The organism is Pseudomonas sp. 57B-090624 (assembly GCF_003234055.1).
GTDB lineage: Bacteria > Pseudomonadota > Gammaproteobacteria > Pseudomonadales > Pseudomonadaceae > Metapseudomonas > Metapseudomonas tohonis.
Window position 1 is genome coordinate 215016 of the sequence record NZ_QKRU01000001.1, and the last position, 17387, is coordinate 232402.

Below are 17387 nucleotides of genomic sequence, written 5' to 3' on the forward strand. Positions count from 1 at the left end.
CGAGCGCGGGCGACGGATCCTGTCGCGCGATGCCGGTAGCCTCGGTGAACTGATAACCTGTGGCATCCCTGCGGACGCGATCTTCCGATGCTCAACCTCTACCACGCCAATGACCTGGAAAGCCTCGGCGAGCTGGCCTGCACCTTGCTCGTGCAGCCCCAGCGCGACCCGTTGGCGCCGTCCCGCGTGGTGGTTCCCAGCCAGGGCATGGGGCGCTGGCTGACGCTGCAACTGGCGCGGCGCGAGGGCATCGCCATGCAGCTCGACATCCAGCTGCCCGCGCGCTTCATCTGGGACCTCACCCGCCAGGCCCTGGGCGCGCTGCCGCCGCAGTCGGCGTTCAACCCGGTGACCCTGTCCTGGCGCCTCTACGACTGGCTGTGCGAGCCCGCCAACCTCGAACGCACCCCGCGCCTGGCGCAGTACCTGGACGGCGGCGACGAGCGCCGCCGCCTGACCCTGGCGGCGCGCATCGCCGACGTGCTCGACCAGTACCTGCTGTACCGCGACGACTGGCTGGCCGCCTGGGAGCGTGGCGAGCTGCTCGGCCTTGGCGCCGACGAGCAATGGCAGGCGCTGCTCTGGCGCGAGCTGACCGCCGACGGCCACCCGCACCGTGCGCGCCTGCTCGGCGACCTGCTGGCCCGGCTGCACGACGACGCGCCCATCGAGGGCCTGCCGGAGCGGCTCATCGTCTTCGGCATCAGCAGCCTGCCGCCGCACCACATGCGCGTGCTGGAGGGGCTGGCGCGGCATTGCGAGGTCATCCTCTTCGCCCTCAACCCCTGCCGCGAGGCCTGGGGCGACATCCGCGACATCCGCGAGCTGGCCGCCCTGCCGGAGCCCGGCATCGACGACTGGTACCTCGACGTCGGCCACCCGCTGCTGGCCAGCCTGGGCAAGCAGGGGCGGGACTTCTTCGACGCCCTCTTCACCCTCGGTGGCCAGGAGATCGGCATCTACGCCGAAGACCAGGACCTGGCCGACAGCAGCCTGCTGCGCGCCATCCAGAACGACATCCTGCGCCTGCGCACCCGCCGCGCCGACGAGCGAATGGCCCTGCGCGCGGGCGACCGTTCACTGGAAGTGCACGTCTGCCATTCGCCCCTGCGCGAGGTGGAGGTGCTGCACGACCAGCTGTTGGCGCGCTTCGCCGCCGACCCCGGGCTGACCCCCGACCAGGTGGTGGTGCTGACCCCCGACATCGAACGCTACGCCCCCTACATCGAGGCGGTGTTCGCCCCCCGAGAGGGCGTGCCGCGCATCCCCTTCAGCCTCGCCGACCGCAGCCTGCGCGCCGAGCTGCCGCTGGTGGAAGCCTTCCTCGCCCTGCTCGACCTGGCCCAGAGCCGCTTCGCCGCCGAGGAACTGCTCGGCTGGCTGGAGCAGCCGGCCCTGGCCGTGCGCGCCGGAATCGAGGCCGAGGACCTGCCGCTGGTCCGCGACTGGCTGCGCGAGGCCGGTGTGCGCTGGGGCCGTGACGGCCGCCACCGCGCGCGCCTGGGTTTGCCGGAAGAGGACGCCTTCAGCTGGCGCCAGGGCCTGGAGCGCCTGGTGCTGGGCTTCGCCGCCCCGCCCCGGTTGGCTGGCGATGCCCCGCCCCTGCTTGGCGACAGCTGGCCGCTGGACGCACTGGAAGGCGCCCGCGCCCAGTTGCTCGGGCGCCTGGCCGGTTTCATCCAGCGCCTGGGTCATCTCGCCGACGACCTGGCCCGCCCGCGCCCGCTGGCGGACTGGGCCGAGACCCTGCAGGGCCTGATCGACCAGCTGTTCGACGAACGCGAGGCCGGCGAAACCCTGCTGCTGCTGTCCCAGGCCTGCGGCGACCTGCGCAAGCAGGCCGAGGCGGCGGGCATCGAGCGGCCCATCGACATGAGCCTGGTGCGCCAGCAACTGGTGGCCGCGCTGGATGCCGGCAGCGGCGCCTCGGGCTTCCTCACCGGTGCGGTGACCTTCTGCACCATGGTGCCGATGCGCAGCCTGCCGTTCCGCCTGGTGTGCCTGCTCGGCCTGGACGACGGCGCCTTCCCCCGGCGCACCCCGGCCGCCGGCTTCGACCTGATCACCCGCAAGCCGCGCCGGGGCGACCGTGCGCGCCGCCTCGACGACCGCTACCTGCTGCTGGAAACCCTGCAGTCGGCGCGCGACGGCCTCTACCTCAGCTACGTGGGCCGCGACCCGCGCGACAACGCGCACCTGCCGCCCTCGGTGCTGATCAGCGAACTGCTGGAAACCATCGACCTCACCGCCACCGCAGGCGATGCCAAGGCCAGCGAGCAGGTGCTGATCAGCCATCCGCTGCAGCCCTTCGCTTCCGGCAACTTCGCCGGCGGCCGCCATGCCGGCTTCTCCGCCCCCTGGTTCCGCGCGGCCCAGCGCCTGGCGGAGGTGCCCCGGGAGCCGGATGCACCCTTCGCCCTGCCCTTGCCGGAGCCGGACGCCGACTGGCTGACCCTGGAGCCGGCGCAACTGATCCAATGCTTCCGCCACCCGGCGCGCTTCCTCCTCGAACAGCGCCTGGGCCTGCGCCTGGCCGAAGCAGAGGAGGCGCTGGCCAGCGACGAGCCCTTCGCCCTGGAAGGCCCCGCCTGGCGCGGCCTGCGCCAGTTGGCCCTGGACGCGGTGGAGCGCGGCTGGTCGGAGCTGGACGAACGCCGTATCGCCCGCGCCGCCGGCTGGCTGCCCACCGGCGAGCTGGGCCATGCGCTCTGGGGCCAGCTGCGCGGCCCGGTGCGTGCCTTCGCCCCGCGCCTGTTCGAGGCGCGCCCGGACAGCGCCCCGCAGCCGCTGCTGGTGGACGTCAGCCTGGCCGGCGTGCGTATCCACGGCTGGCTGGATGGCGTCACCGAGGACGGCCTGTTCGGCTGGCGCCTCAACCGCCTCGGCGAATGGGAGCTGGCGCCCTTCTGGCTGCGCCACCTGCTGCTCAACCTCTCGGCCACCCCCGGCATCGCCCGTGAAAGCCGCCTGCTCTCGCCCGCCGGCGACTGGCAGGCCGGCCCCCTGGCCGATGCCGCCGCCCTGCTCGAACCCTGGTTGCGCGCCTACCGTGAAGCCCTGTGCGAACCCCTGCCGCTGCTGACCAAGGCCAGCCACGGCTTCGCCTCCGGCTGGCGCAAGCCCGGGCGCAAGGAGCCCCTCGATGCCGCCCGCAGCAAGGCGCGCCTCGCCTGGGACGGCATCGACTTCGGTCCCGTGGGCGAGTCCCGCGACCCCTGGTACGCCCTCGCCTTCCGCGACCGCGACCCCCTGGACGAACGCTTCGAACGCCTCGCCGAAACCCTCCTCGGCCCGGCGCTGGACGCCCTGGCAGATGACGAGGAGGACGACGCATGAACCGTGGCGACAGTGATGCGTTTGTGCATATCCCTATGCAGGTCAGACGCGATATGTATAGGAATCGGCCCTTTTCTATACGTATGTGTATTGATATGCCGGAAAATCGCGACTTCCTATGCATGAAGGGAGTCGGTCGTCATGACTGATCTGAGCGCGTTGCACGAACTCGATCCGCTCCGTTTCGAGTCTCGGTCGATACTTCGCAAGCTGACCACGGCCAGCCGAGCGTTGGCCGAGCTCAAGGGGGTCGCCTCTTCCATTCCCCACCAAGGCATCCTCATCAATACGCTGGGCATGCAGGAAGCGAAGGACAGCTCGGCCATCGAGAACATCGTCACTACCCACGACGATCTTTTCCGGGACGATGCATTTCCGGATGCCTCCAACAGCCCCGCTGCCAAGGAGGTCCTGCGCTATCGACAGGCACTCCATGTCGGCTATGCGTCGGTGCGCGATACCGGGTTACTGACGACCAACCAGATCATCGATATCCAGGCTGAGCTGGAGCGCAACAACGCAGGGCTGCGTCGCCTCCCGGGGACCACGCTGAAGGACGGACTGGGAAGAGTGGTCTATACGCCGCCGCAGGATGCCGAGCGTGTCATCGAATTGATGCGGGACTTGGAGCGTTTCATCAACGACGACGAGCTGTTCGACGCCGATCCGCTGGTGAAGATGGCACTTATCCATCACCAGTTCGAAAGCATCCATCCTTTCTACGATGGCAATGGCAGGGCAGGTCGCATCGTCAATGTGCTCTACCTGCTCAAGTGCAAAATGCTCGACATCCCGGTGCTCTACCTGAGCCGCTACATCGTTCGCCACAAGGCCGAGTACTACCGCTTGCTGCAGGCGGTGCGTGATGAGGAGCAATGGGAGGACTGGGTGCTCTTCATGCTGGCTGCCGTCGAGGAAACCGCGCGCCAGACAATCGGCACCATTGAGGCGATCAAGGCGGCATTGCTCGATTACAAGCATCGGATAAGGGCGCAGCACAGGTTCTACAGCCAGGACCTGATCAACAACCTGTTCACTCATCCGTACACCAAGATCGAGTTCGTCATGCGCGACCTTGGGGTCTCTCGCCTCACCGCCACTCGTTACCTGCAGGAGCTCGCCGATAGCGGTTTCCTTGAGAAGCGCCGAATCGGCCGCTCCAACTACTACAGCAATCTGGCGCTCAACGCGGTACTCACCAGCGACGATTTGAGGGATGGAGCATGAGCCTCGACCTGCTCAACGATCCCTTTACCGGGCGCAGCCTGATCGAGGCCAGCGCCGGTACCGGCAAGACTTGGACCCTGACCGCGCTCTACGCGCGGCTGTTGCTGGAGCGGCGGCTGGGCGTGGGGCAGATCCTGGTGGTCACCTACACCACCGCCGCCACGGCCGAGCTGCGCGAGCGCATCCGTGCGCGGCTGGCGGCGCTGCTCGCCGTCTATGAAGGCGCGGAGGCACCGGACCCGGTGCTCGCCGGGCTGCATGCGCAGTACCCGGGCGAGGACGCCCATCGGCGCCTGCTGCTGGCGGTGCATGGCTTCGACGAGGCGGCCATCTTCACCATCCACGGCTTCTGCCAGCGCGCCCTGCAGGACGCGGCGTTCGAAGCCGGTGGCGATTTCGACAGCGAGCTGACGGCGGACGACCGCGAGGTGCTCGACGGCCTGCTCGCCGACCTCTGGCGCACCGAGCTGGCGGCGGCGGAGCCCGCCTGGGCGCGTTTCCTCGCACAGAAGCGCATCACCCCGCAGTCGCTGCGCCAGCGCCTGCGCTCGCACCTGGGCAAGCCCTACCTGCGCATCGAACCGCGCGACGGCGAGCTCGGCGACCTGGGTGCGGCCAGCGAGGCCTGGGCCCACGCCCGGGACATCTGGCTGCGCGATGCGCCGGCCTGCCTGGCGGACCTGGCCGCCTTCGACGGGCTCAACAAGCGCAGCTACGACGCCGCCAAGTTCGCCCTCTGGCAGGGCGAGCTGGATGCCTATTTCGCCGACCCCGCAGCGCTGTTCGCCGCGCCCACGGGGCTGGAAAAGCTCGGCCGCGAGGCGCTGCTCAAGGCCTGCAAGAAGGGTTTCGAGCTGCCCGAGCACGCCCTCTGCTCGGCGTTGCAGGGCCTTTTCGAGGCATTGGAAGAGGCCAGGCCCGCCGGTGAGGCGCGGCTGATCGATCTGCAGGTGCGCCTGCTCGACACCCTCAACCGCGAGCTGCCGGCGCGCAAGGCGGCGCAGCGCATGCTGGCCTTCGACGACCTGCTCAACCGCCTCGACCAGTCGCTGCAAGGCCCTGCCGGCGAGGCGCTGGCCGCCGCCCTGCGCGAACGCTACCCGGTGGCGCTGATCGACGAATTCCAGGACACCGACCCGGTGCAGTACGCCATCTTCCGGCGCATCTACCCGGGGGGGGCCGAGGGCGGCGACCTGTGCTTCGTCGGCGACCCCAAGCAGGCGATCTACGCCTTCCGTGGCGCCGACCTGGCCACCTACCTCAAGGCCCGTGACGAAGCCGCGCGGCAGTACAGCCTGAACACCAACCACCGCTCGGTGCCGGCGCTGATCGCCGCGCTCAACCGGGTGTTCGACCGGCCGCTGCCCTTCGCCGAGCCGGGCCTGGCCTATCCGCCCGTGGGTGCCAGCGACAAGGCCCGCGCGCAGCTGGTGCTGCCGGAGGCGGGGGCGCCGCTAGAGCTGGTGTGGCTGGGCGACGATCCCCTGGGCAAGGGCGAGGCTGGCAATGCCGTGGCCATCGACACCGCGCGGCGCATCGCCGCCCTGCTGGCCGCCAGTGGCCGGGGCGAGGCCTATTTCGACGAGGCCGGCGTGCACACGCCCCTGCGCGGCGGCGACATCGCCGTGCTGGTGGCCAGCCACCGCCAGGCGGGCGAGGTGGCCGAGCAACTGGCCGTGCGTGGCGTGCCCAGCGTGCGCCGGGGGCGCGACAGCGTCTGGCACAGCGCCGAGGCCGAGGAGCTGGCCGCGGTGCTCGCCGCCTATGCCGAGCCCGGCCGCGAGGGCGTGCTGCGCTATGCCCTGGCCACCCGCCTGCTGGGCCGCGACGCCCAGGCCCTGGCCCGCTGCCAGGACGACGAGCACGCCTGGGACCAGGAGCGCGAAGACGCCGAGCGCTACCACCAGTTCTGGCAGCAGCAGGGCTTCATGCGCGCCTTCCGCGCCTGGCTCGACGAGCAGCGCGTGGCCGAACGGCTGATCGCCCTGCCCGACGGCGAGCGCCGCCTGACCAATCTCCTGCACCTGGCCGAGCTGCTGCAGGCCGAGAGCCTCCAGCGTCCCGGCCTGGAACCGCTGCTGGCCTGGTTCAACGCCCAGCGCGCGGCCGAGAGCCACGGCGACGACGCCCTGCTGCGCCTGGAAAGCGATGCCGAGCGTGTGCAGATCGTCACCGTGCACACCAGCAAGGGCCTGGAATACCCGCTGGTGTTCTGCCCCTACCTCTGGGACGGCGCGCTGCTGCGCCGCGACGAGGACATCACCTGCCATGCCGAGGACGGCACGCCGTTGCTGGACCTGGGTGGCGCCGACTACGACGACAACCGCGAGCGCGCCCGCCGCGAGCGCTTCGCCGAGCGCCTGCGCCTGGCCTACGTGGCGCTGACCCGTGCCCGTGACCGCCTGTGGCTGCACTGGGGGCCGGTGGCCCTGCCCAGGGCTAAGAAGGACGGCGAGCTGCCCGAGGACGGGCTGCACAGCAGCGCCCTCGCCTGGCTGCTGCACGGCCGTGAGCTGCCTGGCGAGGCGTTGCTCGGCGAACTGGCCGGCCACCTCGCCGCGCTGGATGGCGCCGGCCTGCGCCGGGAGCTGCAGGGCCTGGCCGATGCCAGCGCAGGCACCATCGCCCTGGTGCCCTGTCGCGACGCCGAGGCCAGCGCCCAGGGCGAGACCCGCGCCGCGCCACCCGCCGCCCTGTCGCACCTGCAACGCGGCCTGCACAGCGCCTGGCGGGTGGGCAGCTTCTCCGGCCTGGCCGCCGGCATGCACATGGAAGCGCCGGACCGCGACGCCTTCTTCGTGCCCCCGGCCACCGACCCGGGGGCCGGCTTCTACGGCTTCCCCCGGGGCGCCCGTGCCGGCACCTGCCTGCACGCCATCCTCGAAGACTGGGTGCGCGGTGAGGGCGAGCTGGAGGACCTGGTGCCGCTGCACCTGTTGGGCCACGGCCTGCCCGAGGACTGGGCGGCGATCGCCATCGAGCAGCTGCGCAAGGTGCTGGATGCCGACCTCGACGGCCAGGGCCTGAGCCTGGCCGCCCTCGAACCGCGCCGGCGCCTGCCGGAGCTGGGCTTCACCTTCCCGGTGGCGCAGCTGGATATCCAGGGCCTGCGCGCGGTGCTGGCCGACCCCGCCCACGGCCTGCCGGAGCCCATGCGCCTGGCCGCCGAGCGCCTGGAGTTCGATCAGTTGAACGGCTTCATGAAGGGCTTCATCGACCTGACCTTCGAGCACCAGGGGCGCTGGTACATCGCCGACTACAAGTCCAACTGGCTCGGCCCGGACGCCAGCTACTACGGCGGCGAACGCCTGGAGCAGGCCATCGCCGCCGAGCACTATCACCTGCAGTACCTGATCTACCTGGTGGCGCTGCGGCGCTTCCTGCGCCTGCGCCTGGACGGCTTCGCCAGCGAGCAGCTGGGCGGCGCCTACTACCTGTTCCTGCGCGGCATGCCGGAGGCCGGCGTGTATTTCCACCGCCCCGACGATGCGTTGCTCGATGCCCTGGATCGCCTGTTCGAGGAGGGGCGCCCATGAAGCTCGCCGAATGGCCGCTGGGCCCGCTGGAGCGTTTCTTCGCCGAAAGCCTGCTGCGCCTCGACCCGGATGCCGGCGAGGCGGTCACCGCCGCCGCCGCGCTGTGCTGCCAGGCCCTGGCCAATGGCGACGTGTGCCTGCCCCTGGCGCGCCTGGCCGGGCAGCGGGTGTTCGACGAGGGCGTCGCGGGCCTCGACCTGCCCGCCCTGCCCACCTGGCTCGCCGCCCTGCGTGCGTCCCCCCTGGTGGCGGAGCCCGGTGGCTACGCGCCGCTGACCCTGGACGGCGAACGCCTTTACCTCAGCCGCTACCACGCCTACGAAACGCACCTGGCCGCCAGCCTGCTGGCCATGGCCGGCGCCCGCCCGCCGGTGGACGAGGCGCGCCTGGCGGAATCCCTGGCGCGGCTGTTCGCCCGCAACACCCAGCAGCCGGACTGGCAGCGCCTGGCCGCCGCCCAGGCGGTGCGGCGCAACCTGGCGGTGATCTCCGGCGGCCCCGGCACCGGCAAGACCACCACCGTGGTGCGCCTGCTCGCTGCGCTGCTCGAGCAGCCTGGTGGCGAGCGCCTGGCCATCGGCCTCGCCGCGCCCACCGGCAAGGCCGCCGCGCGCATGGCCGAGGCCATCCGCAATGCCAAGGCCGAGCTGCCGGTGGAGGACGCCATCAAGGCCCTGCTGCCGGAGGAGGCGCGCACCCTGCACCGCCTGCTGGGCAGCCGTGGCGACAGCCCGCAGGTGCGCCACCACGCCGACAACCCCCTGCCCCTGGACGTGCTGGTGGTGGACGAGGCCTCGATGGTGGACCTGGCGTTGATGGCCAAGCTGCTCGACGCCCTGCCCCCCGGCGCGCGCCTGGTGCTGCTGGGCGACAAGGACCAGCTCTCGGCGGTGGAGGCCGGCGCGGTGTTCGCCGAGCTGTGTGAAGGCCGTGGCCTGGATGCCACCGCCAGCGCCGATCTGGAGCGCATCACCGGCCAGCGTGTGCCGGTGGAGCAGCCGCGTTCGCGCCTGGGCGACGCCGTGGTGCTGCTGACCCACAGCCACCGCTTCGCCGGCGACAGCGGCATCGGCGAGCTGGCGCGGCGCATCAACGCGGGCGACGCGCGGGGCACCCTGGAGCTGCTGCGTGAGGCGCGCCCCGATCTCGGCTGGAACCCCGGCCCGTTGCAGGGCCCGCTGCTGGAACGCCTGGACGCCGGCTACGCGCCCTTCATCGTCGCCGCGCGCACCGGGGATGCGCAGGCTGCCTTCGCCGCCTTCGCCGACTTCCGCGCCCTCACCGCCCAGCGCGAGGGGCCCTGGGGCGTCAATGGCATCAACGAGGCGCTGGAGGCGCGGATCAAGCGGCGCCTGGGCATCGCCAGCCGCGAGCGCTGGTACCCGGGGCGCGCGGTGATGGTGCGGCAGAACGACTACGCCCTGGGCCTGTTCAATGGCGACATCGGTATCTGCCTGCCCACGCCCCACGGCCTGCGGGTGTTCTTCGAGGGGGAAGGCGGTCACCGGCCCTTCGCCCCGGCGCGCCTGCCCAGCCACGACAGCGCCTTCGCCATGACGGTGCACAAGAGCCAGGGCTCGGAGTTCCGCGAGGTGCTGCTGGCGCTGCCGGAGCAGCCGAGCCCGCTGCTCAGCCGCTCGCTGTTCTACACCGGCATCACCCGCGCCAAGCAGCGCGTGGAGATCTGGGGCCTGCCGCAGCGCCTGGCCGAGGCGGTGAGCACCCGTGCCGAGCGGGCGGCCGGGTTGGCCGCGCGCCTGGCCAGCGCGGAGCCGGCACCCGTCATGGCGCCGCCACCCGCCGCACCACCTGCGCCCCCGGCGGGTGGGCAGCTGGACCTGTTCTAGCGGGCCTCCCTCACAGGGTGACGAAGCGCTGCAGGCCACCGGCGAAGCTGGCCTGGATGTAGGCGTACACCGCCCCCGCGCGCTTGTAGCCGCCATGGTTGGAGACCACCTTCTTGCAGTTGGCGACGAACACCGTGCGGGTGGCCACCTCGATATAGGTCTTGTCCTCGGGGCCGTAGAGACCCAGGGCCAGGTCCTGCTCGGAGGAGGCGTAGGCGAAGCGCAGCACCTCGTCCCGCGAGGAGTGGAAGATGTACACCCGCTCGCAGGAGGGGATGGCGTCGGCGAACTCCTCGTCGCTCTCGAAGCATTCGTTGTCCACCGCCGGCGCGGTGCAGAAGTAGTTGCGCACGATGCGCCCGGGCGAGCCCTTGAGGGCCTTGAGGGTGACCCGTGCGCCGAGGCTGTGGGACATCACGTCCACGGCGCCGGCGTTCCCGGAGAGGTTGTCCAGGAGGAAGCGGAACATCCGCGCCACGGCGTTGGCGCGCTTCTTCGCCTGCCACCAGTCGAGCTTCTGGTCGCCGCCGGGCCAGGAGTAGCCGAGCACCATGTCGTAGGCGTTGGCGAGGTGGACCATGGCCTGCTGCTCGATCACCTGGTAGGAGTCGAACACCTCGTACTGCTCGTTGTTGTAGCCGTGCACCAGCAGGAGCAGGCGCTTGCCCTTGACCAGGTGCAGCAGGTCCTTGAAGTCCAGCACCGCCGTGACCGTGTCGTTGGCCAGGTCCACCTCGCGTATGAGGTGGCCGGTTTCGGAGAGCTGGTCGGGATTGGAGAAGTCCTTGCGCGAACTGATGATGATCATGAGTGACTCCGCGTTCCTTGCGGCGAGGGGCCGGTGGCGGCGCGGCGATGAGCCGTCATGACCGGAACCCGTGGCACACCGCAGCGTTGATGGGGGTTCAGCACGGGCGGCCGACGGCATCGCACGCCAGCACCGGGCTCGGGGCCAGGCGCAAGCGAAACGGCAGGTGCAGGTGAACTCTAGATCAGGGAAGGGAGGCGGGAACGAGAACGGGGCCCGTGGGCCCCGTTTTTTGTCGCGGGTGGCGGATCAGCCGATGCTGACCACCTTGGCGAGGACGATCTTCGGGCCCTTCATCTTCTTGACGATGATGCGCAGGCCTTCGGTCTCCAGCACTTCCTCTTCCTCGGGGACGCGGTTGAGGGTTTCGTAGATCAGGCCGGCGAGGGTGTCCGCCTCGACGTGGTCGAGGTCGATGCCCAGCAGGCGCTCGACCTTGAACAGCGGGGTGTCGCCGCGCACCAGCAGCTTGCCGGGCTGGTAGGCGAGGATGCCGCGTTCGGTCTTGCGGTGTTCGTCCTGGATGTCGCCGACCAGCACTTCGAGCACGTCTTCCATGGTCAGGAAGCCGACCACCTTGCCGTCGGCTTCCTCGACCAGGGCGAAGTGCGCGCCGCCCTGGCGGAACTGTTCCAAGAGGCGCGACAGCGGCATGTGCTTGGTCACGCGTTCCACGGGACGGGTAAGTTCGGCCAGGTCGAAGGACTCGGGCAGGCTGTCGAGCGCGGAGAGGGCCAGGAGCAGGTCCTTGATGTGCAGCACGCCGATGAACTCGCCGGTCTGGGCGTTGTGCACCGGGTAGCGGCTGTATTTGTGGCGACGGATCACGCTGAGGATGTCGGCCAGCGGCGCGTCATGCTCCAGGTAGATCAGGTCCTCGCGGGAGTTGGCCCAGTCGACCACTTCCAGCTCGCCCATCTCGACGGCGGAGGCGAGCACGCGCATGTCCTGGTCGCTGGGGTCGCGGGCACGGCTGGAGTGGAGGATCAGCTTGAGCTCGTCGCGGCTGTAGTGGTGCTCGTGGTGCGGGCCGGGCTCGCCTTGCCCGGCGATGCGCAGGATGGCGTTGGCGCTGGCGTTGAGCAGCCAGATGGCCGGGTACATCAGCCAGTAGAAGAGGTACAGCGGCACCGCCGTCCACAGCGACAGCAGTTCGGGCTTGCGGATGGCCCAGGACTTGGGCGCCAGCTCGCCGACCACGATGTGCAGGTAGGAGATGATGAAGAAGGCGGTGAAGAAGGAGATGCCGTGGGCCAGTTTCTCCGACTCGATGCCGACCGCGCTGAGCACCGGGCCGAGCAGGTGGGCGAAGGCCGGCTCGCCGACCCAGCCGAGGCCGAGCGAGGCGAGGGTGATGCCCAGCTGGCAGGCCGAGAGGTAGGCGTCCAGCTGGTTGTGCACGGTGCGCAGGATGCTGCCGCGCCAGCCGTGCTTGTCGGCGATGGCTTGGACGCGGGTGGCGCGCAGCTTGACCATGGCGAACTCGGCGGCCACGAAGAAACCGTTGAGCACGACGAGGAACAGGGCGAACAGGACGAGGCCGAAGTCGGCGAAATAGGAAGACAGTGAACTAGCGGGGGACGGGTCCATTGGGGGCTTTGGTCAGCGAATGATCGGCTAAGGGTGAGGGCTGGAACCGCAGTTTGCAAGACGCCGGGCCCTGTCCGGGCCCGGTGCCGCGTGGCGCGCTCAAGCGCGCGGCGCGACCTGGCTGGGCGGGAAGTGGCAGGTGAAGGTGCTGCCGTGGTTGAGCACGGAGCTGATGTCCAGGCGGCCACGGTGGCGGATCAGCACGTGCTTGACGATGGCCAGGCCCAGGCCGGTGCCGCCGGTGTTGCTGGCGCGGCTGGAGTCGACCCGGTAGAAGCGCTCGGTCAGGCGCGGCAGGTGCTTGCCCTCGATGCCGATGCCGGAGTCCTGCACGGCCAGGTGCGCGCCCTGCTCGTCGCTCCACCAGCGGATGCGGATGTCGCCGCCGTCGGGGGTGTACTTGACCGCGTTGAACACCAGGTTGGAGAAGGCGCTGCGTAGCTCGGCCTCGCTGCCGCGCAGTCTGCAGTCGGCGTCGGCTTCCAGGGTGATCCTGTGCTGGCGGCTGCCGGACAGGGCGATGGCATCGTTGCGGATGCTCTGCAGCAGGGTGTCGACGGCGATGGGCTGGTTGTCCGAGGGGTAGTCGGTGGCTTCGAGCTTGGCCAGCAGCAGCAGGTCGTTGAGCAGGTTCTGCATGCGCCCGGCCTGCGAGTTCATCTGTTGCAGGGCGCGGGCCCAGCGCGGGTTCACGTCCTCGACGTTATCCAGAAGGGTTTCCAGGTAGCCGGCGATCACGGTCAGCGGGGTGCGCAGCTCGTGGGAGACGTTGGCGACGAAGTCCTTGCGCATCTGTTCCAGCTGGTGGATGCGGGTGACGTCGCGCACCAGCATCAGGTGCTCGCGGTTGCCGTACTGGGTGATGTGGAACTGCAGGCGCAGGCGGTCGTTGACCGGCGAGGGCAGGTCGAGGGACTCGCGGTAGTTTTCCTGCTCGAAGTATTCCTTGAAGCGCGGGTGGCGGATCAGGTTGGTCACCGGCTGGCCGCTGTCCTGGGGGGTCTTGAGGCCCAGCAGGTTCTCGGCGGCGCGGTTCCACCAGTCGAGGTTGCCCTCGCTGTCGAGCATCACCACGGCGTCCTTGAGGGCGGCGGTGGATTCCTGCACGCGGTCGATCACCGCCTGAAGGCGCCCGCGCACGCGCTGGTCGCGGCGTTGCAGGTGGTAGATGCTGTCGAACACTTCGCCCCACAGGCCGTAGCCGTCCGGCGGCGGCTCGTCGGGTTTGTGTTCCTTGAGCCATTTGTGCAGGCGCAGGAGCTGGCTGAGGGTCCAGCCGAGGTAGGCACCGAGGCCGACGGCCAGCGCCCAGCCGTACTCACCGGTGATGAATCCGCCGAGCAGGCAGGCGACGAGGAGGAGGAGCAAACGGCGGATTACGGCGCGACGCCAGTCCTGGTTCAACGATCGCTTCCTTGTTCGGTGGGATCAGCCTTTGGTGGAAAAACGATAACCGGTGCCGCGCACGGTCTGCACCAAGTTTTCGTAGGCATCGCCCAGGGCCTTGCGCAGGCGGCGGATGTGCACGTCCACGGTGCGCTCCTCGACGTAGACGTTGCCGCCCCAGACCTGGTCCAGCAGCTGGCCACGGGTGTAGGCGCGCTCCTGGTGGGTCATGAAGAACTGCAGCAGGCGGTACTCGGTCGGGCCCATCTCGGCGGGCTTGCCGTCGATGGTGACGCGGTGGCTGATGGGGTCCAGCAGCAGGCCGCCGATCTCGATCGGCGCTTCGCTGTCGGTGGGGCCGGCGCGGCGCAGCACGGCCTTGAGGCGGGCCACCAGCTCGCGGGGCGAGAAGGGCTTGGTGATGTAGTCGTCGGCGCCGACCTCCAGGCCCTGGATCTTGTTGTCCTCCTCACCCTTGGCGGTGAGCATGATGATCGGGATGTCGCCGGTCAGTTCGTCGCGCTTCAGGCGGCGGGCCAGCTCGATGCCGGAGGTGCCGGGGAGCATCCAGTCGAGAAGGATCAGGTCGGGTTTGCGGTCGACGATGATGGCGTGCGCCTGCTGGGTGTTCTCCGCTTCCAGGCACTCGTAGCCGGCCATTTCCAGGGCCACCGCGATCATTTCGCGGATGGGCGCTTCGTCGTCGACTATCAGGATGTTCTTGCCAACCATGTATCCGCCTCGGGTCGCTTGTTCAGCTGGTTTGCGCGCATTAGATAACGGAATTATTGCAGCTATATGACACCGGGATGTTGCCACCGGGCCCTGCCGCCCGTCGACGGGCGGCGCCGCACCCTCGACTATGCTCAGCGGGCCACCGGCGCAATGCCGGAGCCGGACCGGCGCGGCCCCTCCCGAGGGGCCGGCTGCCTGCCTGCCGTACCCCCTTGAAGTGGGGCCGGGGAGTGGCCGGGCCGAGGTGATCCCTCCCGAGGAGAAACGTGATGAGCAGAACCTATCCACAGATCCTGGCCCTGCTGGCCGGCGCCCTGCTGTCCTGGCCGTTGCTGGCGGCGGAGCCGGCGATGGAGAAGGACGGCATGCTGGTCGACCACCAGGGCATGACCCTCTACACCTTCGACAAGGACGCCATGGGCATGTCCCACTGCAGCGGCGAATGCGCGAAGAACTGGCCACCGCTGATGGCCGAGGCCGGCGCCAAGGCCGAGGGCAAGTGGAGCCTGGTCGAGCGTGACGACGGTACCAGCCAGTGGGCCTATGACGGCAAGCCGCTGTACACCTTCGTCATGGACAAGAAGGCCGGTGACAGGACCGGGGACGGCAAGATGCAGGTCTGGCACGTGGCCAAGCCCTGAGCCTGCTGTTCACCTCGAAGTCCGCGCTGCGCGGGTTCAGCGCAGCGCGTAGTCGGCCACCAGGCCAATGAAGATCGCCATTCCCGCCCAGTGGTTGTGCAGGAAGGCCTTGAAGCAGGCCTGCGGATCCCGCGTGCGCGTGCTCCAGGACTCCCAGGCGAAACAGGCGGCGGCGCCGAGCAGGCCGAGGTGGAAGCACAGGCCCAGTTCGAAGCGGCTGCCGGCCAGCAACAGGCACAGCAGCGCCAGGCCCTGCAGGGTGGCGATGATGAGGCGGTCGGCGTCGCCGAAGAGGATGGCGGTCGATTTGACGCCGATCTTCAGGTCGTCCTCGCGGTCGGTCATGGCGTAGTAGGTGTCGTAGGCCACCGTCCAGAGCAGGTTGGCGATGTACAGCAACCAGGCCGCCGCCGGCAGCTCGCCGGTCTCGGCGGTGAAGGCCATGGGCATGCCCCAGGAGAAGGCCGCGCCGAGCACCACCTGGGGGTAGAAGGTGTAGCGCTTCATGAAGGGGTAGCAGGCGGCCAGGGCCAGGCCGCCGAAGGACAGCCAGATGGTGGTGGCGTTGGTCAGCAGCACCAGGCCGAAGCTGAGCGCCACCAGCACGGCGAAGAACACCAGCGCCTCGCGCGGCTTGATCGCGCCGCTGGCCAGGGGCCGTGCCCGGGTGCGGGAGACGTGGCCATCGAAGTTGCGGTCGGCGTAGTCATTGATGACGCAGCCGGCGGCACGCATCAGCACCACGCCGAGGACGAACACCAGGACGTTCTTCAGGCTCGGGCGGCCCTGGCCTGCGACCCACAGCGCCCAGAGCGTCGGCCAGAGCAGCAGGTAGATGCCGATGGGCTTGTCCATGCGCGTCAGCTGGACGAAGTCCCAGGCGCGGGGGTGCAGGCGGTTGAGCGATTGCAGGAGCTTGAGGTACATCGGCGGTCTCCGCTGGGCGTGGGCGGATTATACGGGCTCGATACCGGCCTGCTGCCACAGGGTCGGCAGGAATATCTCGGCCACCAGCACCGCCAGTTCACCCCGGCGGAAACAGGACCGGCGCCCCCATAGGCGCTCCGCGCGCACCTCTGCCGGCAGCCAGGCGGCGGGATAACGGGTGACTTCGATGGGGCCGCGGGCGAAGGCGCGGTCGCTGAACAGCAACTCGCCGAGGGAGCGGCTGCCCAGCTCGCCGAGGGCGAGGCCGGAGCCTTCCAGCGCACTGCGCGCCGCCACGCTGCGGGCGAATACCCAGGCTTCGCCATGGCCGCGCAGGTAGACCTCGCGGACCCAGCCCTGGCTGCCGCCCGGCACGCCGAGGGCGACGCATTCGTCGTTGCGCAGCACCTGCCAGCCCTCGACCAGCGGGGTGACGCTGAAGGCGTCGGCGGAGAGGGCGGTGAGGCGACGGGTCAGCGAGCCCTGGTCGAACAGCCAGTCACGCAGGCCGGCGGCGGGTGCGGGGTGCAGTTGCGTGGCGCTGAGCCAGCGGGGCGGATGGGCGAGGGCGGCGTCTGGCACGATGGTCCTGGCGGTCTGGGCGGCGCGGGAGTTTAGCACGGTGCCAGGGGCCTTTCGTGGGGTGGCGGGTTGCCGCAGGCGCTCTTCATCCCGTCGCCCGGCGTCTTGGCGCTGTGGCGCGTTTGGTATAGGTTGCGCGCCAAACCGTGAGTTCCGCCGAGGACGATAATGAAAAAGTGGCAATGCGTGGTCTGTGGTCTGATCTATGACGAATCCCAGGGCTGGCCGGACGACGGCATCGCGCCGGGCACCCGCTGGGAAGACGTGCCGGCCGACTGGCTGTGCCCCGATTGCGGCGTCGGCAAGCTGGACTTCGAGATGATCGAGATCGGCTGATCCACCCCCGGGCCCCCGTGCAAGGCGGCGGGCCCGTATCCCTTTCGCTTCAGCCCCTGGCCAGTGCCGCGAAGTGTTCGCAGGCCTGGTCGTAGAAGCGCTCCAGGCGCTCGATCACCGGCTCGGTCAGGGCCACCTGGCGCACCCGCCTGTCTTCATCCGAACCGGTTTCCTCCAGCAGGCCCTGGTCGATCAGTTGCTGCACGTATTTCACCGCGGTGCGCCGGCTGATGCTGGGCATGCAGGCGTAGAGGTCGGTCTTGCGCAGCTGCTGGTCGCGGCGCAGCCACATGTGGGTGAACAGGTCGCTGTAGCAGAGGTCGCCCAGGCCGAGGTCGGCGAACAGGGCGATCCAGCTTTCGTCCATGTGGATGATCGCCTGGGCGACGGCGCGGCGATTGCTCTGGCTGTGGCGGCGGGTCATGGATCGAGGCTT

Annotated in this window: 13 protein-coding genes; 6 read left to right on the forward strand and 7 right to left on the reverse strand. The window is 69.8% G+C overall.

Annotated elements, in window-relative coordinates; genetic code table 11:
• Nucleotides 1-87 precede the first annotated feature (87 nt).
• The 4 genes from recC to recD all read left to right on the forward strand — a co-directional run bounded on the left by recC (nt 88) and on the right by recD (nt 9946).
• Nucleotides 88-3336: an exodeoxyribonuclease V subunit gamma gene (gene recC / locus DMX10_RS01025; RefSeq protein WP_111259349.1), complete on the forward strand. Its 3249-nt coding sequence runs from the start codon at nt 88-90 to the stop codon at nt 3334-3336.
• 141 nt (nt 3337-3477) lie between these two features.
• A complete protein-coding gene (locus DMX10_RS01030) occupies nt 3478-4563 on the forward strand; it encodes a Fic family protein (protein ID WP_111259350.1) in 1086 nt (361 codons plus the stop codon).
• Nucleotides 4560-8099 carry an exodeoxyribonuclease V subunit beta gene (recB, locus tag DMX10_RS01035; RefSeq protein ID WP_111259351.1) on the forward strand — a complete coding sequence of 1180 codons (3540 nt, stop codon included), beginning with the start codon at nt 4560-4562 and terminating at the stop codon, nt 8097-8099. The genes DMX10_RS01030 and recB overlap by 4 nt, the downstream gene beginning before the upstream one ends.
• Entirely contained in the window at nt 8096-9946 is a 1851-nt protein-coding gene (gene recD / locus DMX10_RS01040; protein WP_111259352.1) for an exodeoxyribonuclease V subunit alpha, read from the forward strand. Before recB ends, recD begins: the two co-directional genes overlap by 4 nt.
• A gap of 10 nt (nt 9947-9956) precedes the next feature.
• Here the strand turns inward: recD and DMX10_RS01045 are convergent, their stop codons facing one another.
• The 4 genes from DMX10_RS01045 to phoB all read right to left on the reverse strand — a co-directional run bounded on the left by DMX10_RS01045 (nt 9957) and on the right by phoB (nt 14462).
• The gene (locus DMX10_RS01045) at nt 9957-10754 is read right to left on the reverse strand and encodes an alpha/beta hydrolase (RefSeq protein WP_158545559.1); all 798 of its coding nucleotides are present in this window, start codon (nt 10752-10754) and stop codon (nt 9957-9959) included.
• A gap of 249 nt (nt 10755-11003) precedes the next feature.
• Nucleotides 11004-12344: a hemolysin family protein gene (locus DMX10_RS01050; protein WP_111259354.1), complete on the reverse strand. Its 1341-nt coding sequence runs from the start codon at nt 12342-12344 to the stop codon at nt 11004-11006.
• Between the two features lie 99 nt (nt 12345-12443).
• On the reverse strand, nt 12444-13748 hold the full coding sequence (gene phoR, locus DMX10_RS01055; RefSeq protein ID WP_111259355.1) for a phosphate regulon sensor histidine kinase PhoR: 1305 nt from the start codon (nt 13746-13748) through the stop codon (nt 12444-12446).
• A gap of 24 nt (nt 13749-13772) precedes the next feature.
• Entirely contained in the window at nt 13773-14462 is a 690-nt protein-coding gene (gene phoB, locus DMX10_RS01060) for a phosphate regulon transcriptional regulator PhoB (protein ID WP_111259356.1), read from the reverse strand.
• 272 nt (nt 14463-14734) lie between these two features.
• On the opposite strand from phoB, the gene DMX10_RS01065 reads away from it, so the two are divergent.
• Nucleotides 14735-15106, forward strand: coding sequence for a hypothetical protein (locus tag DMX10_RS01065; protein ID WP_111259357.1), 372 nt, complete (start codon nt 14735-14737; stop codon nt 15104-15106).
• Nucleotides 15107-15142: 36 nt separating this feature from the next.
• On the opposite strand, the gene ubiA is transcribed toward DMX10_RS01065, so the two are convergent.
• Complete coding sequence (gene ubiA / locus DMX10_RS01070) at nt 15143-16033, reverse strand: 4-hydroxybenzoate octaprenyltransferase (RefSeq protein ID WP_111259358.1); 891 nt, start codon at nt 16031-16033, stop codon at nt 15143-15145.
• Between the two features lie 27 nt (nt 16034-16060).
• Nucleotides 16061-16615, reverse strand: a complete 555-nt coding sequence (locus tag DMX10_RS01075; protein WP_111259359.1) for a chorismate lyase — start codon at nt 16613-16615, stop codon at nt 16061-16063.
• 168 nt (nt 16616-16783) lie between these two features.
• On the opposite strand from DMX10_RS01075, the gene DMX10_RS01080 reads away from it, so the two are divergent.
• Nucleotides 16784-16951, forward strand: coding sequence for a rubredoxin (locus DMX10_RS01080; protein WP_021218867.1), 168 nt, complete (start codon nt 16784-16786; stop codon nt 16949-16951).
• Between the two features lie 49 nt (nt 16952-17000).
• On the opposite strand, the gene DMX10_RS01085 is transcribed toward DMX10_RS01080, so the two are convergent.
• Nucleotides 17001-17375, reverse strand: a complete 375-nt coding sequence (locus DMX10_RS01085; protein WP_111259360.1) for a winged helix DNA-binding protein — start codon at nt 17373-17375, stop codon at nt 17001-17003.
• Nucleotides 17376-17387: the final 12 nt, after the last annotated feature.